This is a genomic window from Niallia yueguangensis (assembly GCF_052663115.1).
Genome location: NZ_JBQTCX010000008.1, coordinates 52,501 through 74,384, shown reverse-complemented (window position 1 = coordinate 74,384; position 21,884 = coordinate 52,501). Strand labels below are relative to the sequence as shown.

General features: G+C 35.7%; 21 protein-coding genes and 1 pseudogene. 18 read left to right on the top strand and 4 right to left on the bottom strand.

The genetic code is table 11. The features are described from left to right. Positions 1 to 29: 29 nt before the first annotated feature. From pseB to ACTYA4_RS22320, 7 genes and pseudogenes are all read left to right on the top strand, one after another. Complete coding sequence (pseB, locus tag ACTYA4_RS09435) at positions 30 to 1,001, top strand: UDP-N-acetylglucosamine 4,6-dehydratase (inverting) (RefSeq protein ID WP_443482421.1); 972 nt, start codon at positions 30 to 32, stop codon at positions 999 to 1,001. A 34-nt stretch (positions 1,002 to 1,035) separates the two neighbouring features. Continuing rightward, positions 1,036 to 2,205: a UDP-4-amino-4,6-dideoxy-N-acetyl-beta-L-altrosamine transaminase gene (pseC, locus tag ACTYA4_RS09430; RefSeq protein WP_443482420.1), complete on the top strand. Its 1,170-nt coding sequence runs from the start codon at positions 1,036 to 1,038 to the stop codon at positions 2,203 to 2,205. A 3-nt stretch (positions 2,206 to 2,208) separates the two neighbouring features. After that, complete coding sequence (locus tag ACTYA4_RS09425; RefSeq protein ID WP_443482419.1) at positions 2,209 to 2,949, top strand: cytidylyltransferase domain-containing protein; 741 nt, start codon at positions 2,209 to 2,211, stop codon at positions 2,947 to 2,949. Between the two features lie 33 nt (positions 2,950 to 2,982). Further along, positions 2,983 to 4,077 (top strand): UDP-2,4-diacetamido-2,4,6-trideoxy-beta-L-altropyranose hydrolase, encoded by a 1,095-nt coding sequence (gene pseG / locus ACTYA4_RS09420; protein ID WP_443482418.1) that lies wholly within the window; start codon positions 2,983 to 2,985, stop codon positions 4,075 to 4,077. Further along, positions 4,064 to 4,627 (top strand): UDP-4-amino-4,6-dideoxy-N-acetyl-beta-L-altrosamine N-acetyltransferase, encoded by a 564-nt coding sequence (gene pseH / locus ACTYA4_RS09415; RefSeq protein WP_443482417.1) that lies wholly within the window; start codon positions 4,064 to 4,066, stop codon positions 4,625 to 4,627. Before pseG ends, pseH begins: the two co-directional genes overlap by 14 nt. Continuing rightward, positions 4,624 to 5,673: a pseudaminic acid synthase gene (pseI, locus tag ACTYA4_RS09410; protein ID WP_445505601.1), complete on the top strand. Its 1,050-nt coding sequence runs from the start codon at positions 4,624 to 4,626 to the stop codon at positions 5,671 to 5,673. Before pseH ends, pseI begins: the two co-directional genes overlap by 4 nt. Positions 5,674 to 5,757: 84 nt before the next feature. Next, positions 5,758 to 6,456, top strand: a pseudogene (locus ACTYA4_RS22320) (DUF8548 family protein). 135 nt (positions 6,457 to 6,591) lie between these two features. Here ACTYA4_RS22320 and bioB read toward each other — a convergent pair. From bioB to bioD, 4 genes are read right to left on the bottom strand one after another with little or no spacing between them, the layout of a single operon-like run. Further along, the gene (gene bioB, locus ACTYA4_RS09400; protein ID WP_443482414.1) at positions 6,592 to 7,590 is read right to left on the bottom strand and encodes a biotin synthase BioB; all 999 of its coding nucleotides are present in this window, start codon (positions 7,588 to 7,590) and stop codon (positions 6,592 to 6,594) included. Then, complete coding sequence (locus ACTYA4_RS09395; protein ID WP_443482413.1) at positions 7,587 to 8,177, bottom strand: biotin transporter BioY; 591 nt, start codon at positions 8,175 to 8,177, stop codon at positions 7,587 to 7,589. The genes bioB and ACTYA4_RS09395 overlap by 4 nt, the downstream gene beginning before the upstream one ends. Beyond that, on the bottom strand, positions 8,174 to 9,550 hold the full coding sequence (gene bioA / locus ACTYA4_RS09390) for an adenosylmethionine--8-amino-7-oxononanoate transaminase (protein ID WP_443482412.1): 1,377 nt from the start codon (positions 9,548 to 9,550) through the stop codon (positions 8,174 to 8,176). The genes ACTYA4_RS09395 and bioA overlap by 4 nt, the downstream gene beginning before the upstream one ends. Next, positions 9,547 to 10,215: a dethiobiotin synthase gene (gene bioD, locus ACTYA4_RS09385; RefSeq protein ID WP_443482411.1), complete on the bottom strand. Its 669-nt coding sequence runs from the start codon at positions 10,213 to 10,215 to the stop codon at positions 9,547 to 9,549. Before bioD ends, bioA begins: the two co-directional genes overlap by 4 nt. Before the next feature lie 302 nt (positions 10,216 to 10,517). On the opposite strand from bioD, the gene flaG reads away from it, so the two are divergent. The 11 genes from flaG to ftsX all read left to right on the top strand — a co-directional run bounded on the left by flaG (position 10,518) and on the right by ftsX (position 21,793). Further along, entirely contained in the window at positions 10,518 to 10,889 is a 372-nt protein-coding gene (flaG, locus tag ACTYA4_RS09380) for a flagellar protein FlaG (protein WP_443482410.1), read from the top strand. A gap of 14 nt (positions 10,890 to 10,903) precedes the next feature. Then, positions 10,904 to 12,400, top strand: a complete 1,497-nt coding sequence (locus ACTYA4_RS09375; protein WP_445505600.1) for a flagellar hook-associated protein 2 — start codon at positions 10,904 to 10,906, stop codon at positions 12,398 to 12,400. A gap of 13 nt (positions 12,401 to 12,413) precedes the next feature. After that, positions 12,414 to 12,815 carry a flagellar export chaperone FliS gene (gene fliS / locus ACTYA4_RS09370; RefSeq protein ID WP_443482408.1) on the top strand — a complete coding sequence of 134 codons (402 nt, stop codon included), beginning with the start codon at positions 12,414 to 12,416 and terminating at the stop codon, positions 12,813 to 12,815. Further along, positions 12,815 to 13,156, top strand: a complete 342-nt coding sequence (gene fliT / locus ACTYA4_RS09365) for a flagellar protein FliT (RefSeq protein WP_443482407.1) — start codon at positions 12,815 to 12,817, stop codon at positions 13,154 to 13,156. The genes fliS and fliT overlap by 1 nt, the downstream gene beginning before the upstream one ends. Positions 13,157 to 13,425: 269 nt before the next feature. Continuing rightward, positions 13,426 to 13,980, top strand: coding sequence for a ribosome hibernation-promoting factor, HPF/YfiA family (gene hpf / locus ACTYA4_RS09360; RefSeq protein WP_443482406.1), 555 nt, complete (start codon positions 13,426 to 13,428; stop codon positions 13,978 to 13,980). A gap of 276 nt (positions 13,981 to 14,256) precedes the next feature. After that, a complete protein-coding gene (gene secA / locus ACTYA4_RS09355; RefSeq protein WP_443482405.1) occupies positions 14,257 to 16,773 on the top strand; it encodes a preprotein translocase subunit SecA in 2,517 nt (838 codons plus the stop codon). A 281-nt stretch (positions 16,774 to 17,054) separates the two neighbouring features. Next, a protein-coding gene (prfB, locus tag ACTYA4_RS09350) for a peptide chain release factor 2 (protein ID WP_443482404.1) occupies positions 17,055 to 18,165 on the top strand; the annotation gives its coding sequence in 2 pieces (ribosomal slippage) (positions 17,055 to 17,126 and positions 17,128 to 18,165; 1,110 coding nt in all). 224 nt (positions 18,166 to 18,389) lie between these two features. Continuing rightward, positions 18,390 to 19,202: a YitT family protein gene (locus tag ACTYA4_RS09345; protein ID WP_443482403.1), complete on the top strand. Its 813-nt coding sequence runs from the start codon at positions 18,390 to 18,392 to the stop codon at positions 19,200 to 19,202. A gap of 296 nt (positions 19,203 to 19,498) precedes the next feature. Further along, on the top strand, positions 19,499 to 19,798 hold the full coding sequence (locus tag ACTYA4_RS09340) for a c-type cytochrome (RefSeq protein WP_443482402.1): 300 nt from the start codon (positions 19,499 to 19,501) through the stop codon (positions 19,796 to 19,798). Positions 19,799 to 20,223: 425 nt separating this feature from the next. Continuing rightward, positions 20,224 to 20,910, top strand: coding sequence for a cell division ATP-binding protein FtsE (ftsE, locus tag ACTYA4_RS09335; RefSeq protein WP_443482401.1), 687 nt, complete (start codon positions 20,224 to 20,226; stop codon positions 20,908 to 20,910). Further along, entirely contained in the window at positions 20,900 to 21,793 is an 894-nt protein-coding gene (ftsX, locus tag ACTYA4_RS09330; RefSeq protein WP_443482400.1) for a permease-like cell division protein FtsX, read from the top strand. The genes ftsE and ftsX overlap by 11 nt, the downstream gene beginning before the upstream one ends. Positions 21,794 to 21,884: the final 91 nt, after the last annotated feature.

Below are 21,884 nucleotides of genomic sequence, written 5' to 3'. Positions count from 1 at the left end.
TTTACTATATTTAGATAAAAGGTGTGTTGATGTTGGATTTAAGTGGAAAGGTTGTTTTAGTAACAGGTGGTACAGGTTCGTTTGGACGCAAATTTATTTCGAAAATTTTAGACATGAATGTTCAAAAAGTAATAGTATTTAGCAGAGATGAACTAAAGCAGTATGAAATGGCTCAAGAATATACAGATTCACGGATGAGATTTTTCATTGGTGATGTACGTGATAAGGATCGATTATATCGAGCATTTGAAGGAGTAGATATTGTAATTCATGCTGCGGCATTAAAGCATGTTGGAGCATGTGAGTATAATCCATTTGAAGCGGTAAAGACGAATATTCACGGAGCGCAAAATATTATTGAAGCTGCTATTGACAAAGGTGTTCAAAAAGTAATTGCTTTAAGTACAGATAAAGCATGCAGTCCTGTAAATTTATATGGAGCGACTAAATTAGCATCGGATAAACTATTTGTGGCAGCAAATTCATACGTTGGTGACAAAGAGACGAGCTTTGCTGTTGTAAGATATGGAAATGTAGTTGGAAGTCGCGGCAGTGTCGTTCCGTTCTTTAAAAAAATGAAAGAAACGGGTGAACTTCCAATTACAGATGAGAGAATGACACGATTTTGGATTACGTTAGAACAAGGTGTTCAATTTGTACTTGATAGTTTAGAGAGAATGCATGGTGGAGAAATTTTTATTCCTAAAATTCCAAGCATGAAGGTTGTTGATTTAGCGAAAGCAATTGCACCTGAATGCTCAATAAAATATGTTGGGATTAGAGCAGGTGAAAAGATTCATGAAGCGATGATCACTGAAGATGATGCTCGCCATACTTTAGAATTTGATACCTACTACACCATACAACCGGAATTTCCTTGGTGGTCAAGTGAATGTGTGCAAGATGGGAAACCTCTTTCAGATGGATTTAAATATACAAGTGATGTTAATGATACATGGTTAACAATTGATGAGCTTCGTCATCTAGTTGACAGTATGTAAGAAAATAACGTATTGCCAATAAGGAGAGTAAATCGTGATCAGTAAAAGAGAAAGTTATTTACCATATGGAAAGCAATGGATTGACGAAGAGGACATACAAGCTGTTGTTGATGTATTAAGAGGAGATTATTTAACAACTGGTCCGTATATTCAACAGTTTGAAGAAGCAGTTGCTAACTACGTAGGTGCTACATATGCCGTTGCATTCTCTAATGGAACAGCAGCGCTGCATGGTGCTTGCTTTGCTGCGGGTATTCAAAAAGGTGATGAGGTTATTACTACACCTATGACATTTGCTGCAAGTGCGAATTGTATTTTATATCAAGGAGGTACGCCCGTTTTTGCAGATATTGATGAACAAACATATAATATCAATCCAGTTGAGATAGAGCATCAAATTACTCATAAAACGAAAGCGATTATTCCAGTTGATTTCACAGGTCAACCAGCGGATTTAGATGCTATTTTGGACATTGCTAAAAAGCATCATTTAGTTGTAATTGAGGATGCTGCTCATGCGTTAGGTGCTACGTATAAGGGAAGAAAAGTAGGATCAATTAGTGATATGACGATGTTTAGCTTTCATCCTGTTAAACATATTACGAGTGGAGAAGGCGGCATTATTACGACAAACAGTAAGAAATACTATGAAAAACTGCTGCAATTTCGTTCACATGGTATTACACGTGACGTAAACAAAATGAATCGTAACGATGGTCCATGGTACTATGAAATGCAGTTTTTAGGTTATAACTACCGAATGACGGATATACAAGCTGCATTAGGAACGAGTCAGTTAAAGAAAATTAATCGCTTCATTGAATTACGGCGTAAATATGTTGAGATGTATAATGCGGCTTTTAAAGAATTATCAACATTATCCGTTCCAAGACAGTTAGAAGAAACCCTATCTAGTTGGCATTTATACATTATCCGTCTGAATTTATCTAAGTTATCGACAAATCGCAAACAAATCTTTGAAAAGTTACAAAAGCATAATATCGGAGTGAATGTTCATTATATTCCTGTTCACTTACAACCTTATTATCAACAATTAGATTATAAAAAAGGAAGCTGTGTAGAAGCAGAAAAGCTATATGAAGAAATTATTACGCTGCCACTATTTCCGGCTATGAGTATGAAAGATGTTCAAGATGTAATTAACGCGGTGAAAAGTATTGTCAGCGAATACGAGGTGTTGTGATAGATGGAGAGCTTAAGAGTAGGCACTATTATTCAAGCACGAATGGGATCCACAAGATTACCGGGAAAAGTATTGAAAACAGTTCTTGGAAAAACATTGCTTGAATATCAATGGGAGCGAGTTGGTCGATCGAATAGACTAGATGAGATCATTGTAGCTACGACAACAAATGAAGCTGACCATCCAATTGTAGAACTATGTGAAAAACTATGTATCCCAGTATACAGGGGTTCAGAAGAAGATGTCCTCGCACGTTATTACGAAGCGGCAACTGCATTTAAACTTGATGTCATTGTTCGACTTACATCAGACTGTCCACTTATTGATTCGGATGTTGTAGATAAAGTAGTAGAATTTTTTATTAGCGATATAAATAAATATGATTATGCATCTAATACATTAGCACGTACTTATCCAAGAGGGTTCGATACAGAAGTGTTTTCATATGAAGCATTAACAATGGCTTATTTAGAAGCAAAAAATGTTTCGAATCGTGAACATGTTACGTCTTATTTTTATCAACACCCTGAGAAATTTAGGTTAGCAAGTATTGAAGATAAGGATGATCACAGTGAATATCGTCTAACAGTCGATACTATGGAGGATTTTACTTTAATAAAGAAAATAGTTTGTATACTCTATCCTCAAAAAGAATTCTTTGATTTAAAAGATATTGTAGGGGTTCTAAATGAAAATCCTAGTTGGGCAAATATAAATAAACATGTGGAACAAAAAATCATTTAGTGATTAAAAGTTTTTAGGTTAAGGGTGAATAATATGAATGTTGCCTTTCGAGTAGACGCTTCCTTACAAATTGGGACAGGTCATGTAATGCGATGTATCACTCTGGCTCATCAGTTAAAAAAAATAAATATTAATAGCTATTTTATTTGTAGAGAACTAGATGGTAATCTCATGAGTTATATAGAAAGTCAGGGGTTTGAATTACTTAGGTTACCATATAAAAACACTACGCTATCTGATTTAGATTGGCACAGAGCATATTGGAGTGTAGATTTTGATGAAACTAAATTAATGATTACAAAAAAGAAATTAAAAATAGCAATGATTGTAGTCGATCATTACGCTCTAGATTTTAATTGGGAAACAGCCATTAAAGAAATTATACCTAAAATATTCGTTATAGATGATTTAGCTAATCGAAAACATGCCTGTGACGTATTATTAGATCAAAATTTTTATTTGAATTTAGAAAGCAGGTATTGTCAAATACTGCATTCGAACTGTCGACAGCTTTTAGGCCCTAATTATGTCTTGCTAAGAGAAGAATTTTTGGTTCAATCTAAGAAGCAGCGTAGTCGTGATGGGGAAATTCGTAACATTTTAGTTTTTTTTGGTGGTGCAGATGCTACTAATGAAACGATGAAAACATTAAAAGCTATTAGTATTGATAAGTTCAAGCATATAGATGTAAATGTCGTTGCAGGTGCATCTAATATAAAAAAAGAAGAAATTCAATTGTATTGTGATGGTCATCCTAACTTAACGTTTCATTATCAGATATCCAATATGGCACATTTAATGAATCAAGCTGATTTAACAATCGGTGCAGGAGGAACTACTACATGGGAAAGATGTTATCTTGGTTTACCTTCTATTACAATTACTGTAGCTGATAATCAAGTAGAAATTACAGATGCAGTTAGTAATGTAGGCGCAACTGTTTATTTAGGTAATCATAATAATGTAACAGTTACGATGATTCAGGAACAACTACATCATCTCATGAAATATCCTAATAAGGTTAAGCTTTTATCGGATAAAGCTCTTAATATGGTAGATTCATCAATTGTTGATAAATACACTGTGTTAAAAGCTATTATGGAGGAAATTGATTTTGAACGTACTTGATAGAGTATATTTGCAAAATGTTGATCATTCGCATTTTGATTTAATTTTGAAGTGGAGAAACCAAGAGTATATTCGTAGAATGATGTTAGACAATCATTTAATTACATTAGAAGAGCATGAAAAATGGTTTCAACAAAATATTGTCGAAGGTAATAGTAATTTTATTATGAAAATACTTTATTTAGACCAATTGCCTATTGGAGTAGTAAATATAAATATATTAGACGCAATTGAACGGATATGCAAGTGGGGATTTTACATAGGTGATTCAAATGCTCCAAATGGTTTAGGAAAAGTAATGGGATATTTAGCTTTAAATTTTATTTTTAATAAGTTACATATGAATAAGTTATATGCGGAAGTATTAGAAAATAATAGTAAAAGTATAGCGGTGCACAAAAAATTGGGTTTTTCACAAGATAGAATCCTAAATGAAAAAGTATTTAGAAACGAACAATATATAAACGTATTGTTCCTGTCAATATCTCGTGAAGGTTGGACAAAATACCAACCAGAGGTAATTAAAATGATAGAAGGAATGATCTTATGAAAGATATTATATTAGGACAATCAATTATATCTTCAAGTTATAAACCCTTTATTATAGCAGAAATGTCTGGCAACCATAATCAGTCACTAGATAAGGCTTTAGCTATTGTAGAGGCAGCTGTTAAAGCGGGTGTAGATGCATTGAAAATTCAAACGTATACAGCTGATACGATGACATTAGATATTGATAACGATGATTTTAAGATTGAAGATAAAGAGAGTTTATGGAACGGAAATTCTCTTTATAAATTATATCAACAAGCTTACACTCCTTGGGATTGGCATGAGCCTATTTTTGAAAGGTGCCGAGAGCTGGGAATTATTCCGTTTAGTACACCTTTTGATGAGACAGCTGTTGACTTTTTAGAATCGTTAAATGTTCCTATGTATAAGATTGCTTCTTTTGAAAATAATGATCTCCCATTAATTAAAAAAGTTGCTTCTACAGGAAAACCAATGATTATCTCTACAGGTATGGCCACGTTAGCAGAGCTAGATGAAACAGTTAGAGTGGCGAGAGAAGCGGGATGTAAAGACTTAATTTTGTTAAAATGCACAAGCACATATCCAGCTACTCCTAATAATACAAATATTTCTACGATTCCACATATGAGACAAGCCTTTAATTGTCAAGTGGGTCTTTCTGATCACACGATGGGTACAGGTGTTACGGTAGCAAGCGTAGCGTTAGGAGCTACTGTGATTGAAAAGCATTTTACTTTATCAAGAGCAGAAGGTGGCGTCGATGCCGCATTTTCAATGGAGCCACATGAGATGAAGCTCCTTGTAGAAGAAACAGAAAGAGCTTGGCAAGCTATTGGACAAGTTACTTACGGACCAACAGAAAAAGAAAAAAGCTCATTAAAATTTCGACGTTCTATCTATGTAGCTAAAGATATTAAAGCTGGTGAAGAGTTTACGAAAGAAAATATTAAAGTAATACGACCTGGTTACGGTTTAGCACCAAAATATTATGAAGAAGTGCTAGGACGTAAAGCGAAAAATAATTTATCAAAAGGTACTCCTCTTCGTTTACAATTGTTGTGATAGTAGATTTATTTTGTGAGAGATACTGTTCAGAATGTTGTGTATTTAGATTGTCTTTTGTTTACTGTTCTAAGGAGTGATATAATGCAAGATATTTTATATAACGATGAAACGAAAATAAGTAAATTTTGTGAAGAGGTACTAGAACTCGAAAATGCAACTCTTCCTGATGAGTACTATTATACTAGTGTGCCTTTATGTGTAATAGATTCAGTATTTTCAATAGGAGTTAGTAAGAAACACTGTTAACAGGTACTGTGATTACTTCGGTTTCAATCGATATAGAAGTGAAGCAAATCATCCTAGTGTTGAAGAACAACAATCTGTTGAGGATTTTTTAGATTCTTATGAAAAAATAGGTTTAGATAATTTTGTCCAAGAAGTGTTCCAAAATAGACAAAGAACCTCTTCTAGAAATGGAATATTAAAAGCTGAAGCTGTATATCAATTCTGTAGAGTGCTTCACAAATATAGCGTTAATTATTTGCAAGATGTTATTAAACTTTATGGGAATCAAGAATTTGAAAAGGAGATCAAATTAATTTCTGGTCAGAAAAGCGGAATCTCACTTGTTTACTTTTATATGTTGGTAGGAGAAGATACTTTAAACCTGATAGAATGATTATTCGGTTTCTTGATAGAGTATTACAGAGAAAAGTGAATGTAGACGAAGCGCAAATCTTATTATATAAAACTTCTAAAATTCTACTACAAAAATATTCGAATATTAATCCTCGTGTATTAGATTATCAAATTTGGAATTATATGAGAAGCAACTCTTAACAACCTATTTTCTAATGAGTTTTGAAATTAAGAATTCAAGTGACTATTAATAAAGGAATCTCTTTCAATAGGAAGCCGACTTTGCATTAAGAATTAAAATACAAAGTCAGCTTTTTACTAATTACTTACAGCACTTCAACAAGAAAACTCCTCTTCCTGCTTCTTCACCAACTCAATCTCAAACCCTAAATCCTCAATCAATTTATGATCTTGATTCGCTTCTTGTCCTGCTGTTGTTAAGTAGTTTCCTAGGAAGATGCTGTTGGCTGCATATAGGCCTAATGGCTGTAGGCTTTTTAAGTTTACTTCTCGGCCGCCTGAAATACGGATTTCTTTTGTCGGATTGATGTAGCGAAATAGAGCTAACACCTTTAGGCAATAACGAGGGTTTAATTCATGAACGCCCTCTAGTTTTGTTCCGTCAATTGCATGAAGAAAGTTGACTGGAATCGAGTCCGCATCCAACTGATGAAGGGCACGAGCAATATCAATAACATCTTCTTTTGTTTCCTTCATGCCGATAATCGCTCCAGAGCATGGGGAAATGCCGTGTTTTTTTACCGTTTCGATTGTATTTAGACGATCTTCATATGTATGTGATGTTGTAATATAAGAATGATGGCGTTCTGATGTGTTGACATTATGGTTGTAGCGGTCAACGCCGGCATCTTTTAATTGAGCAGCATATTCTTCTTTTAGTAGACCTAAGCAGGCACATACTTTCAGACCATACTTTTCTTTAATTTCTTCTACTGCTTCACTGACCACTTTTACATCTTTTCGTGTCGGACCTCTGCCGCTCGCTACAATGCAATACGTTCCTACTTTATTGTCAAACGCTGTTTTCGCGCCTTCTAAAATTTCTTCTTTCGAAATAAACGGATATTTTTCAATTGGAGCTGTCGAAATAGAAGATTGGGAGCAGTACCCGCAGTCTTCCGGACAATAGCCACTTTTTGCATTGATAATCATATTTAATTTCACTTTTTTTCCATAATAGTGCTTGCGAATATGGAATGCGCCATGTAATAAAGGCAATAAATCATCGTCATCACAATTTAAAATACTGTTTGCTTCCTCATCACTAATAATTTTTCCGTCGATAACTTCTTGTGCTAACTGTAGCCAATTCATACGATACTCTCCTTTTGGTTTTCAATTTTGTTTTTGCTTCGAACACTCTGGAATACTTTGTATAATCTTGCAGCTAAAACACCGGCAACAATGGATATAAGAATGTCACCAGCAATGCTGTAAACAAAGCCAATCATTATGACATGGGACCAGCTGCTTGGAATGCCCATCCACATGTTAAGTGCCATGAAAAGGTAAGGAACGCCAATCGCGTAAACGACTAGCAGACCAGCGAAATGGGCCAGAATAAAGTGATACGTTTTTGGCTGATCTATTTTGTCTATAATCCACCCAATCACAAATGCACCAGCAATAAAGCCGATTAAATAGCCAAATGTAGGCTGAAAAATATAGCTGATTCCTCCCCCTTGTGTAAAGACAGGAAAGCCAACGAGACCGATGCAAACATACACAAGTTGGCTTTGCAATCCTCTTTTCCACCCTAATAGACTTCCAGATAAAAAGACAAATAGAACTTGCAGTGTAAATGGAACATGGGGCAGTGGGATCTTGATAAATGCCCCAACAGCAGTTAATGCTGCAAACATTGAGACAGCTGCTAATGAAACAGTTGTGTTTTTATTCATTTGTTGAAAAAACCTCCTTTTGATACGAAATATTCCTGGATGGCTTCGTTTGCTGTATGAATCATTGTTGTTATTTCTTCTTCTGTTATGACATATGGCGGCATAAAATAAAGGATGTTTCCAAGCGGCCTTAGCAGCAAGCCCTTTTCAAGCGCAATTCGATAAATTTGATAGCCGACTCGTTCTTTGCTTGGAAAAGGTTCCTTTGTTTCTTTATTTTTTACTAATTCAATCGCGCCGACCATACCAGTTTGTCTGTATTCACCGACATAGGGTTGGTTAGTGAAAATGTTTAATGCTAAATCATGCATATACTTACTTTTTTGCTGAATTTGCTCTATGTAATTTTCCTCTTCGAATAGCTGCAATACTTCAAGTGCCACTCTGCATGCTAAAGGGTTCCCTGTGTAGCTATGAGAATGTAAAAATGCTTTCCCACTTTCATAATCATCGTAAAAAGCATCATAAACATCGTCCGTTGTTACTACCGCAGATAATGGCAAGTAGCCGCCTGTTAATCCTTTTGATAAACACATAAAATCTGGTGTAATACCCGCTTGTTCACATGCAAACATTGTCCCTGTCCGCCCGAAGCCAACGGCAATCTCATCGGCAATCAAGTGTACATCATACTGCAAACATAACTCCTTTAATTTTTTTAAATAAGAAGGAGGGTACATTTTCATTCCAGCTGCTGCTTGTATTAACGGCTCAATGATCACAGCAGTCAGTTCTTCATGATGATGTTTTAATTTTTCTTCTATAAATGAGATGCAAGGTGTATCACAGCTTTCTGGCTTTTCATTAAAGGGACATCGAAAGCAATCTGGTCCTTGTGCTCGTATCGTATCTAGCAAAAGAGGCTGATAGATTTCATTATATAAATCTACTCCCCCGACTGAGAGCGCTCCGAGTGTTTCACCATGGTAGGCATCTGTTAGTGCTAGAAACCGTTTTTTATTCGGTTTATTTTTTTGCTGGTGATATTGGAAGCTTATTTTTAACGCCACTTCGATTGCAGAAGAGCCATTGTCTGCAAAAAATACTTTTGTTAAACCATCCGGTGTTAGTTTCGCTAATTTTTCTGCTAGTAATACGGCTGGTTCATGCGTAAAGTTGGCAAATATCACATGCTCTAACTGAAAAGCTTGATTGGCTAATGCACTACTAATCCGCTCATTCGCATGGCCAAATAAATTCACCCACCAGGAAGATACGGCATCTATATACTGTTTTCCGTTTTCATCATACAAATAAATACCTTTCCCGCTTTTAATGACAATCGGTGGGAAATCTTCATAATCCTTCATCTGAGAACAAGGGTGCCAAACATGCTGCAAGTCTCTTTTTTGTAAATTGGAAAGGGGTGTCATGTCCTTAATATCCTTTCGAAAAATTCATTATTTTCCACCTGAATATTTTTCAATTCTGATAGATTATTTAACTTAGGAATCACAAGAGAAGGCAAATCTGTGTATTGTTGAATCGTTTTGATGTTATCCCTCTCAAGCCTAGTGCCTTCAAAACGGTTAAATACAATGCCGGTAATCGGAATATCCTTCATTTTAAGCATTTCTACAGACAGCAATGTGTGATTGATTGTCCCTAATTGTGTACCAGCAGTTAGGACGACAGGCAGCTTTGATTGTTTTATAAGATCGATTAAATGATAGGGACGCTGATCACTTAATGGAACGTATAATCCACCTGCCCCTTCACAAAGCACATAATCATACAACGATTTTAATTTTTCGATATGCTCTAGAATTACCTCTTCTTTGATAACAGCATCTTCTAACATCGCAGCATAATGCGGCGAAGCAGGCTCCTTGAAAGAATAGCTATTCAAATGCTCTTCTACTAAGGGCTCTTTACTAAATGACTGATAGAATGCTGTATCCTCTATGATGCCTGTTTGGATCGGTTTGTATGGTATGACAGTTGCTTTTTTTCTTTGCAAATATTGCGTTAAATATGTAGTTACGAGTGTTTTTCCAATATTGGTATCTGTACCAGCTATCCAAAAATGTCTTTTCATAAAAGTCGCCTCTTTTTTATGTTAACTAATTTATTAAATAAGTTAACATAAAATGAGTAAAATTGTAAATATTTTTCTTATGGTGCCTGTCACTCTTTATTTAAAAAACAAATTTTAGGACAGGCATCGACAGAAACGAGTAAAGATTGATTTTAAAACAAAATCTAGTCTCATTTTCCCGTCTTTAACTAGTCATTTCTCCTCATTCATCCATATTCACATAATATTTTTCTTCAATCTCTTAAATTCCTGCCGATATAAATAATACAATTCTAGTTGTTCTTTACAGGGGGATGTATTAAATGATTGAAAAAACTGTTTCCCAGCCGATATTTTCTGCATCTAGACAAATGGAAAAAAATCCGATTATAAATAAAGCAAGTATAGAGGAATCAATTATTGCAGAGGATGCTTTTACAAAAAGTGAAGCTGATTCTGATCATGTTGCAAATGAAAAAAAGCTTCATGATATTATTCAAGGGATGAATAAATTTATGCAGCCATCCCATACTTCCGTGAAATTTCAATTGCATGAAAAGTTAAATGAGTATTACGTAACGATTGTAGATGATGTGACCGATGAAGTGGTCAAGGAAATTCCATCGAAGAAATTTTTAGATATGTATGCTGCTATGACGGAGTTTGTCGGCTTAGTAGTAGATAAAAAAGCATAAGAGGTGAATGGAGTTTGGTTACGAGAATAGGTGGTCTTGCAAGCGGCATGGACATTGATTCTATGGTAGAACAATTAATGCAAGCTGAACGAAAACCATTAGATAAAATTAATCAAAGAAAAACATATACAGAATGGCAACGAGATGACTATCGCAGTATGAATTCATTGCTGCTTGAATTGGATCAGCAGATTTTTAACGGTGTTGCCAAACAAGGGTCATATATCAAGAAAACAGTAAATATCTCCGATCCTAATGTTGTTTCTATTAAAAATATCAATTCGACGATTGATTTTACTGGGTCGCTTGAAGTAACTAAACTGGCAACTGCTGCGACGATGTCTAGTACAACTGACATTGCCAAGTCATCCGATATACTAGGTATTGGTGCGCAAACGGTTAAAATCAGTGCTATTACAAAAGATGGAACAATGCAAGATACAACAATATCAATTACGAATGATGATACATTAGATAGCGTGATTGCAAAAATCAATAAAGATTCTGGTGTGACTGCTTTTTTTGATGAAACTTCCAAAAGGATATCTTTCACAGCAAAAAATGCGGGGGATACTACTGGATCAGAGATCAAATTAACAGATGACAGCGGTATTACTAATCCAGATGATAGGTTTTTTAGTGGCTTATTAAACCTAGAATTAGAAAGTGATATGGCAGCAGTCGGAAAAAAAGGAACCAATGCAGAGCTTATCTACAATGGAATGAGTATCACTCGTACTTCTAACACATTCCAAATCAACGGTGTAGAATTCACAGCAAAAAAAGAAACAACAGGTACTCCGGTCACGTTCTCCTCAACAGCTGATGTTGACGCAATCATGGACACGATTGTTAAATTTGTTGATAAATATAATGAAGTTATTGATAAAATAAAAACAAAAACAAGCGAATCTAAGTATCGTGCTTATACTCCTCTCACAACCGCACAGAAAAAAGAAATGGAAGAGGATGAAATTAAGCTGTGGGAAGAAAAAGCAAAAAGCGGGACACTTCGAAATGACTCGATTTTATCGGGTATTCTCACAAAAATGAGAAGCGATATAAGCGATTCAGTTTCTGGAACTTCTGGTTTTAAACAGCTTTCGCAAATTGGAATCACAACAACCAAAAATTATTTGGATGGCGGAAAACTGACGATTGAAGAAGACAAGCTGCGTGCGGCCATCGCTGAAAATCCAAACGCAATCTATGAACTTTTTCAAAAAAGCGGGGAGACAACTTCTGAAAAAGGAATTGCCCAGCGCTTGCGTGCAAGCTTAAAAACAGCGATGACTGATATTACAGAAAAAGCAGGGAACGCTTCCAAAGGTAATAATTCGTTTACACTAGGGAAGTTACTGAATAATTATAATGATCAAATATCCAGTTATGAAGATAAATTAAAAACGATAGAGAACCGATATTGGTCTAAGTTTTCCGTGATGGAAACAGCAATTAATAGAGCAAATAGTCAATCAGCCCAATTAACAAATATGTTTAATTCGCAATAAAGGAGTTTTAACAATGGCAACTTCCAATCCATATCAATCTTATAAACAAAATTCTGTTACGACTGCATCTCCAGGAGAGTTAACTTTAATGCTTTATAACGGTTGTTTAAAATTTATCCAATTAGCAAAAAAAGCAATCGAAAACAAAGATGTTGAAACGAGAAATATTAATATCCAAAAAACACAAAATATTATTCAAGAATTAATGGTGACTTTAAATATGGATATTCCTGTATCCAAAAATATGATGTCCCTTTATGACTATTTGAATCGTCAATTAATAAAGGCAAATATTACAAGTGATATAACCATTCTCGAAGAAGTAGAAACATTCGTAACAGAATTTCGTGATACGTGGAAAGAGGCAATCCAAATTAATCGTCAACAGCAGTATGGTCAAGGCGGCCAAGTTTAATGGAAGCATTCAAGCAATGCTATACAATAACTGCGCAGTTAATTCAACTAGTAAAGGAAGCATCTGATAAAGAGGAATTTATGCAAGAAGTAGACGAGTTGCTCAACCAAAGGCAATCCTGTTTGACATTGCTTGCTCCTCCACAATCGGAGCAGGAACAAAATCTAGTAGAAGTTTTATTGCAGCAGGATCAAGAGCTGTTAAAGCTTCTTAACGAAGAAAAAGTAAATATTCTGCAAGAGCTTAAGAAGTTAAAAATGAAAAAAACATCGAATCAAAAATATGTAAATCCGTACCAGTCCCTGCAAACGGATGGCGTTTTTTATGATCGAAGAAATTAAGTGGAAAACCGTCTTTCATAAGGCGGTTTTTTCGCATTTTCGTCAAGAATCTTTTCAAAGCAACAAGTGATATAGCAAAGAAAATGTCTAGTTTGAGAAAAAAATTACTTTTTATTAATAAATTTGTCGAAAATTTTAAAAAATTTAGCAGGAGTTTTAAAGGAGCTAATAGAATTATATAGTATGGTCAAAAAATCACCGAATAGAAAATTTCTTATTCTTTTCGGTATATAATTCTTGCACTGGAAATATGAAGGAGGAACAGCTATATGAACTTCAACATTAGAGGAGAAAACATTGAGGTAACTCCAGCAATACGAGAATATGTAGAAAAGAAAATTTCTAAATTAGAGCGTTATTTTTCCGAAACACCAGATGCGAATGTGAATGTCAATTTAAAAACGTACAATGATAAAACATCAAAAGTGGAAGTGACTATTCCGATGAGCCAATTGGTGTTGCGTGCGGAGGAAGACCATGAAGATATGTATGCAGCCGTTGATTTAATAGTTGATAAATTAGAACGTCAAATAAAAAAACATAAAACGAAAGTAAACCGCAAATTCCGCGAAAAAGGCACAGTGAAAGAACTGTTTGGTACATTTGAAGTCGCTGCTTCTGCTGAGGTAGAAGAGAATGAAAAAGATTTTGAAATTGTTCGTCAAAAACGGTTTAATTTAAAGCCGATGGATAGCGAAGAAGCAATCTTGCAAATGGATCTGCTTGGACATAGTTTCTTTGTTTACACAGATGCAGAAACAAATACAACTAATATCGTCTATAAAAGAAAAGACGGTAAATATGGTTTGATTGAAGCATTATAATAACAGCAAATCGCAAGGCGCTGAGCCTTGCGATTTTTTGCGGTGTCAGTACATAAGTTGTCACTCAAGTATGAAAATGGTAAGATAAATAAGATAAAGAAGTTTACAGGTGGAAAATTACCATGATTTTTTGAAATAGTATAGTAGCAAATTAACAAAAGCTACAAAGATTTTTCATCTGATCTTAATGTATTATAACTATACTAATAAGACTGTGATTCGTTTTTTAACGTGTAAACGGTCGATATAAACATATACACAAAGGAGCGTTTTTTAATGCTTGGAATTTTAAATAAAGTGTTTGATCAAAATAAGCGCGATTTGAAAAAACTAACAAAAATTGCAGATAAGGTGGAATTGCTTGCAGATGAGACTGCGGCATTATCGGATGAGCAATTAAAAGCTAAAACAGAGGAGTTTAAAGAGCGCTATCAAAAAGGGGAAACATTAGACGATTTGCTTGTCGAAGCTTTTGCTGTTGTACGTGAAGGTGCTAAGCGTGTTCTTGGTCTATACCCATACCCTGTTCAGTTAATGGGTGGTGCTTCCCTTCATGAAGGAAATATTTCTGAAATGAAAACAGGGGAAGGGAAAACGTTAACTGCTACGATGCCAGTTTATTTGAATGCACTTTCTGGAAAAGGTGTACATGTTGTAACAGTCAATGAATATCTTGCTACTCGTGATGCTGCAGAAATGGGTCAATTATATACATTTCTTGGATTGACCGTTGGCTTGAATTTAAACTCTTTATCAAAAGAGGAAAAACAAGAAGCCTACAGTGCGGATATTACGTATAGTACGAATAATGAATTAGGCTTTGATTACCTGCGTGATAATATGGTTCTTTATAATGAGCAAAAAGTGCAAAGACCGCTCTTTTTTGCGGTTATCGATGAGGTCGATTCTATTTTAATCGATGAGGCCCGCACACCATTGATTATTTCTGGATCTGCACAAAAATCAACGCAATTATATGTGCGTGCCAATACATTTGTAAGCAGCTTAAAAGTAGAAAAAGATTATATTTATGATGAAAAAACAAAAGGGGTTCAGCTGACAGAAGAAGGAATGTCGAAAGCAGAACGTGTTTTCCAAATTGAGAACTTGTTTGATGTTTCCAATGTAGCGATTAACCATCATATTTCCCAAGCGTTAAAAGCGCATGCCAGCATGCATAATGATGTAGATTATGTTGTACAGGACGGAGAAATTGTGATTGTTGACCAATTTACAGGTCGTCTAATGAAAGGACGCCGCTACAGTGATGGGCTGCATCAGGCTATTGAAGCGAAAGAAAACTTGGAAATTCAAAATGAGAGCATGACGCTTGCAACGATTACATTCCAGAACTACTTCCGTATGTATGAAAAACTTTCCGGGATGACTGGTACGGCAAAAACGGAAGAAGAGGAATTCCGTAATATTTACAATATGAATGTTGTTGTTATTCCAACAAACAGAGAAATCGCTCGTGATGACCGTGCTGATTTAATTTACGCTAGCATGGATGGCAAGTTTAGAGCAGTTGTTGAAGATATCGCAGAACGTTATAAAAAAGGACAGCCAGTTCTTGTTGGTACGGTTGCGATCGAAACTTCTGAAATTATTTCGAAATATCTTTCAAACAAAGGGATTCCGCATAATGTGTTAAACGCGAAAAACCATGAAAGAGAAGCAGAAATTATTGCCAATGCTGGTGAAAAAGGTGCTGTCACGATTGCAACGAATATGGCTGGTCGTGGTACCGATATTAAATTAGGAGAAGGCATTAAAGACCTTGGTGGTTTAGCAGTTATTGGTACAGAGCGTCATGAAAGCAGACGTATTGATAATCAGCTTCGCGGACGTTCCGGACGTCAAGGAGACCCTGGGGTGACACAATTCTACCTTTCTATGGAAGATGAGTTAATGCGCAGATTCGGTTCTGACAATATGAAAAACATGATGGCACGACTAGGCATGGATGATTCGCAGCCTATTCAAAGCAAAATGGTTTCTCGTGCAGTAGAATCCGCGCAAAAACGTGTCGAAGGTAATAACTTTGATTCACGGAAACAGCTGTTGCAATATGATGATGTGCTCCGTCAACAACGAGAAATTATTTATAAGCAGCGTAATGAAGTGTTGACTGCTGAAAACTTACGCTCCATTGTGGAAGGCATGATTAAATCATCTTTAGAGCGCAATGTATTAGCACATACACCAGATCATGAAGACCAAGAAGTATGGAACCTGCAAGCCATTATTGACTATGCAAATGGTAACCTTCTTCATGAAGGCGAGCTGCAATTAAGTGAAATTCGCGGCAAAGACGGCGATGAAATTGTAGATATGATTTTTGATAAAGTGATCAAAAATTATGATGAAAAAGAAGAACAATTAGCATCTGAGCAAATGCGCGAATTTGAAAAAGTGATTGTGCTTCGTGCTGTTGACAGCAAATGGATTGACCATATTGATGCAATGGATCAACTTCGTCAAGGAATTCATTTACGAGCATATGGTCAAATTGATCCGCTCCGTGAATATCAAGGAGAAGGATATGCAATGTTTGAACAAATGGTTATTTCCATTGAAGAAGATGTGGCGAAATATATTATGAAGGCAGAAATTCGCAACAACTTGGAGAGGGAAGAAGTAATCAAAGGGCAAGCTGTTAATCCAAAGGAAGATGGCGAAAAGAAACCGAAGAGAAGACCAGCAACGAAAAAGTTAGATGTTGGCAGAAATGCGCCTTGCTTCTGCGGCAGCGGCAAAAAATATAAAAACTGCTGCGGCAGTAACGTTTAATAGTTGAAAGGAAGCCTGTCTCTTAATTAAATAAGAGGCAGGTTTTTCTTTGGTGTGGAGTATTTTGCGAAAGTGGCTATTATTATTGTGATTCTAGAAAACAAGCTAGCTTTTGTGAAGTGGAAACTATACATGTTATTAGCAAAATCCCTTTACTAAGTAACAGAAAATCAAAACTTCACAGCAATACATGCTTTTTTTTGCAAAAAGCCATATAATACAAGAAGGTAGCAATTTTAAAACGATAATTGAACTATATTTAAACAAAGGGTGACAGATTAATGGAATTAGCAGATATTCGTAATGAGTTAGAAAAGATAGAGGTAACACTAGAAAACTTTAGGGGGTCTCTTTGACTTAGATAACAAAGAGGCGCGTATTGCTGAGCTGGAAGATGAAATGCTGCAGCCAGAGTTTTGGAATGATCAGCAGGCTGCACAGACCGTTATTTCAGAAAGCAATGCATTGAAGGATCAAGTACATGAATTTCATGATCTTTTTGAAACATATGAAAACCTAGAATTAACATATGAGTTAGTGAAAGAAGAAGATGATGCAGATTTAAGAGAAGAATTAGAAGGCGAGCTTACACAGTTAGTGAAGCGATTAAGCGAATTTGAACTTAATTTACTGTTAAGTGAACCTTATGATAAAAATAATGCCATCTTAGAGCTGCATCCAGGTGCTGGCGGAACGGAATCTCAAGACTGGGGAAGCATGCTGCTTCGAATGTATACAAGATGGGCGGAGAAAAAGGGCTTTAAAGTGGAAACATTAGATTATTTGCCTGGTGATGAAGCAGGGATTAAAAGTGTTACATTAGCGATTAAAGGTCATAACGCTTTCGGCTATTTAAAAGCAGAAAAAGGCGTCCATCGTCTTGTGCGCATTTCTCCATTTGATTCGTCAGGGCGCAGACATACGAGCTTTGTTTCTTGTGAAATAATGCCGGAATTTAATGATGAAATTGAAATTGAAGTCCGCACGGAAGATTTGAAAATTGATACGTACCGTGCAAGTGGTGCAGGTGGACAGCATATCAATACGACCGATTCTGCGGTGCGGATTACCCATATCCCAACTGGTGTGGTCGTTTCCTGCCAAACAGAACGTTCGCAAATTAAAAACAGAGAAACAGCTATGAAAATGTTAAAAGCAAAGCTCTACCAAAAGAAAATTGAAGAGCAAGAAGAAAAATTAGCAGAAATTCGCGGAGAGCAAAAAGAAATAGGCTGGGGAAGCCAAATCCGTTCTTACGTATTCCACCCATATTCCCTTGTGAAAGACCATCGCACAAACACAGAAGTAGGGAATACCCAGTCGGTAATGGATGGAGACTTAGATGTATTTATTAACGCGTATCTTCGTTCGAAACTGAGTATTAGTGAATAATATTGTACGAAGAAGCCATCACAAAATTGTGGTGGTTTTTTCTCGTGCAAAACAAAATAAATCTATATTTCACCCCTTTAACACGCTAATCTAACGCGGTTTACACCTCTCCAAATGGATGATATACTCTCTGCTTGGGAAAAAATAATGAGAAGAAATCTGTCGTATTTTGATGAAAAATAGTTGAGACAGAAATAGACAAAATTTTAAAGAGGTGTCGTTTCGTGCGTGAGTATATTTACGTGTTAATCGGGGCAGCGATTGTCGCGTTAACGTTTAATTTATTTTTACTGCCAAACCATATTGCATCTGGTGGAGTAAGTGGGATTAGTACAATAACAGATGAATTATTTCAATGGGAGCCGGCCTTTGTGCAATGGGCATTTAATATTCCATTATTTATTGCTGGCGTTATTTTATTAGGGAAGAAATTTGGAGCAAAAACATTAGTCGGAACTATATTTCTGCCATTTGTTGTGTTTTTGTCAAAAGATATTGAGCCTTGGACGAACGAGCCTTTATTAGCGTCAATATATGGCGGTATTGGGGTAGGGCTTGGTATAGGCATTGTTTTTAAAGGGAAGGCTTCTACAGGTGGAACAGATTTAGCTGCACAGCTGATTAATAAATATACCGGAATGTCTTTAGGAAAATGTGTTGCGATGATTGACGGGTTAATTGTTATATCTGCTGCGATTGTTTTTAATATTGAACAAGGATTATATGCGCTTATTGCCTTATTTGTCACAAGTAAAACAATCGACCTTGTACAAATTGGCATCGGAAGCTCCAAAATGGCACTTATTATCACGGAAAAACAAGAAGAAGTAAGAGAACAAATATTAACAAAAATGGATAGAGGGGTCACGAGGCTTACAGCACATGGCGGCTATACAGATTATGAACGGCCAATCCTTTTATGTGTCGTACATCAATCGCAGTTTACTAAGCTGAAAGTTCTTGTGCAGTCTATTGATTCTTCGGCATTTGTAATTGTGATGGATGCATCAGAAGTGCTAGGGAAGGGTTTTAAATAAATATTTAACAATAGCTTTCTTCACCTTCTTTGCTCTTCGTAAGCTTATAAGGTATTTTTTCCCTACTTATTAATGCGGGATGAAAATAGAATTGGTATAATAAAGTTATGATTTGCTCTTAATGTACGTGTTCAAAAAGGTACCGATTTAGAAGCAAGAAGGTCGAGGCGGCGTAGCTTTGAGCAACAGAACGTATACAATTAAATACGTGAGTAGCGGAAAAGCAAGCCAACGAAGAGATTCGCCGCTTATCATTTGGTAGCTTTTTGAATATCCTCAAAAAGGAGTTGAGCAGGATGAAAAAGAAACTAATAGCCATCCTATTTCTAATATTAATCGTCCTATCTGGCTGCGGTAAAAAGGATGATTCATCCTCTAGCTCTGCTAAAGCAGGCGACCCAGAAAAACTCTTTAATCAAAAATGTTCTATCTGCCATGGCGATATAAATGGATCAAAATTAGAAACGATTGGGTCCAAGCTTTCAGAAGAAGATATCGAGAAGATAATCCGCGAAGGAAGAGGGAAGATGCCTAAAGGAGTTTTAGAAGGGGAAGATGCAAAGGCAGTAGCTGCATGGTTAGCGGAAAAAAAATAAAAAAAGGAGTGCGTTATTTTTTATTCATTACCTAAAGAATAACGACTTCTTTTTTTGTGGAAAAATTCTATGTGACTTTTTTATAAAAATACGTTCCTTTTTCCTTTTTTATCCTGAATAAATGGGTTAAAATATCTATATTGATGAAAGTTAGAACGAAAAAAGACGAATTTGGTCGATGAGTAGTACTATTTAAGTTATATAGCTACTAATTTGTGTTAATAATAGTACTTTTTGATATGTTTGAAAAGAAACTGTAATAATTTTTTCCATATAATTTACCGTATTATGATGATATAATAACTTCTGTAATGAAAAAGCAAGCTGTCTTTTTTTTTGCTTGTCTTTTTTAGTCGGTTAATATTTGTCGAATTATGTTTTTTTTTGCAAAGTTTCTAACAAATAAAAATCAGGTGTGATAATAAATGATAGAAATGAAAAATGTGGTAAAGAAATATTCCAACGGTGTAATAGCCGTTAATGGATTGGATGTTAAAATAGGTCAAGGTGAATTTGTTTACGTAGTAGGCCCGAGTGGAGCTGGGAAATCTACTTTTATAAAAATGATGTATCGTGAAGAAAAACCTACACAAGGTACGATTATGATAAATGGGATTAATTTAGCAAAATTAAAAACAAGTAAAGTTCCGTTGTTACGAAGAAATATGGGGGTTGTTTTCCAAGACTTTAAACTACTTCCAACCTTAACAGTTTATGAAAATGTTGCTTTTGCTCTTGAAGTTATTGAAGAAAATCCAAAGTATATAAAAAAACGTGTGATGGAAACATTAAGTCTTGTTGGTCTAAAACATAAAGTAAGAATGCTGCCAACAGAACTTTCCGGTGGTGAACAGCAGCGTGTGTCTATCGCACGTTCGATTGTGAATTCACCTAAATTGGTGATTGCCGATGAGCCTACAGGGAATCTGGATCCAGAGACTACATGGGAAATTATGAATATATTAGAAGAGATTAATAATAGAGGGACAACCGTTATCATGGCCACACATAATAAAGATATTGTCAATACAATCAAACATCGTGTTATAGCCATTGAAAGTGGAAGAATAGTTCGGGATGAGCAGCGAGGTGAATACGGATATGAAGGTTAGGACAGTTCGTAGACACGCAAGGGAAAGCTTTAAAAGCTTATTTAGAAATGGCTGGATGACATTTGCTTCCATAAGTTCGGTAACCATTACTTTAATTCTTGTCGGTGTCTTTTTCGTTATTATGATGAATTTAAATAAAGTTGCGACAACCATTGAGGAAAATGTGGAAATTCGTGTACACATCGATATTGCGGCAAATAAAAAAGAGCAAGATGTATTACGGGATCGGATTAAACAGATACCAGAAGTCAAAAGTGTTAAATTTTCTCCAAAGCAAGAGGAATTAGATAATTTAATTGTCAGTCTTGGGGAAGATGGAGACGCATTTAAACTGTTTGAACAAGATAACCCACTAAACGATGTATTTATCATAAAAACGAAAAATCCAACTGACACGATCAAGGTTGCAGAAGAAATTGAAGGATTTGACCATGCATCGAAAGTAAAATACGGACAAGGTTCTGTTGAAAAACTATTTAAAGTGATAAGCGTCAGTAGGAATGTTGGAATTGTATTAATTATTGGCTTGTTGTTTACTGCGATGTTTTTAATCTCTAATACGATTAAAATTACGATTGTTGCAAGAAGGCGTGAGATTGAGATTATGAGATTAGTAGGTGCAACAAACTGGTTTATTCGCTGGCCATTTTTCCTTGAAGGCATGTGGTTAGGGGTATTAGGATCGATTATACCAATTGCCGCTGTCTCGGCCATTTATTATTATGCATATCAATATGTAAAACCGAAACTAGCTTCAAACTTTATTGATATACTGAACTTTACACCGTTTGTATATCAAGTTTCTATATTGCTTCTTTTTATGGGGGCAGTTATCGGAATTTGGGGAAGTGTTATGAGTATTCGTAAGTTTTTAAGAATATAGAAGTTCAAAAAGTTAGGACAAACAGAGCTGTGAAGGTCGAGGCGCAGAAGTCACGAAGCCCGGAACGTAGTGGAGTGCTACGTAAGGACTG

Coding starts and splice junctions, on each gene's coding strand:
- pseI (WP_445505601.1), top strand. CDS start 4,624: ATGAAAGATATTATATTAGGACAATCAATTATATCTTCAAGTTATAAA.
- bioB (WP_443482414.1), bottom strand. CDS start 7,590: ATGAATTGGCTACAGTTAGCACAAGAAGTTATCGACGGAAAAATTATT.
- fliS (WP_443482408.1), top strand. CDS start 12,414: ATGGCAACTTCCAATCCATATCAATCTTATAAACAAAATTCTGTTACG.
- bioD (WP_443482411.1), bottom strand. CDS start 10,215: ATGAAAAGACATTTTTGGATAGCTGGTACAGATACCAATATTGGAAAA.
- hpf (WP_443482406.1), top strand. CDS start 13,426: ATGAACTTCAACATTAGAGGAGAAAACATTGAGGTAACTCCAGCAATA.
- ftsE (WP_443482401.1), top strand. CDS start 20,224: ATGATAGAAATGAAAAATGTGGTAAAGAAATATTCCAACGGTGTAATA.
- ACTYA4_RS09395 (WP_443482413.1), bottom strand. CDS start 8,177: ATGAATAAAAACACAACTGTTTCATTAGCAGCTGTCTCAATGTTTGCA.
- fliT (WP_443482407.1), top strand. CDS start 12,815: ATGGAAGCATTCAAGCAATGCTATACAATAACTGCGCAGTTAATTCAA.
- pseG (WP_443482418.1), top strand. CDS start 2,983: ATGAATGTTGCCTTTCGAGTAGACGCTTCCTTACAAATTGGGACAGGT.
- ACTYA4_RS09340 (WP_443482402.1), top strand. CDS start 19,499: ATGAAAAAGAAACTAATAGCCATCCTATTTCTAATATTAATCGTCCTA.
- pseB (WP_443482421.1), top strand. CDS start 30: ATGTTGGATTTAAGTGGAAAGGTTGTTTTAGTAACAGGTGGTACAGGT.
- secA (WP_443482405.1), top strand. CDS start 14,257: ATGCTTGGAATTTTAAATAAAGTGTTTGATCAAAATAAGCGCGATTTG.
- flaG (WP_443482410.1), top strand. CDS start 10,518: ATGATTGAAAAAACTGTTTCCCAGCCGATATTTTCTGCATCTAGACAA.
- ftsX (WP_443482400.1), top strand. CDS start 20,900: ATGAAGGTTAGGACAGTTCGTAGACACGCAAGGGAAAGCTTTAAAAGC.
- bioA (WP_443482412.1), bottom strand. CDS start 9,550: ATGACACCCCTTTCCAATTTACAAAAAAGAGACTTGCAGCATGTTTGG.
- ACTYA4_RS09425 (WP_443482419.1), top strand. CDS start 2,209: ATGGAGAGCTTAAGAGTAGGCACTATTATTCAAGCACGAATGGGATCC.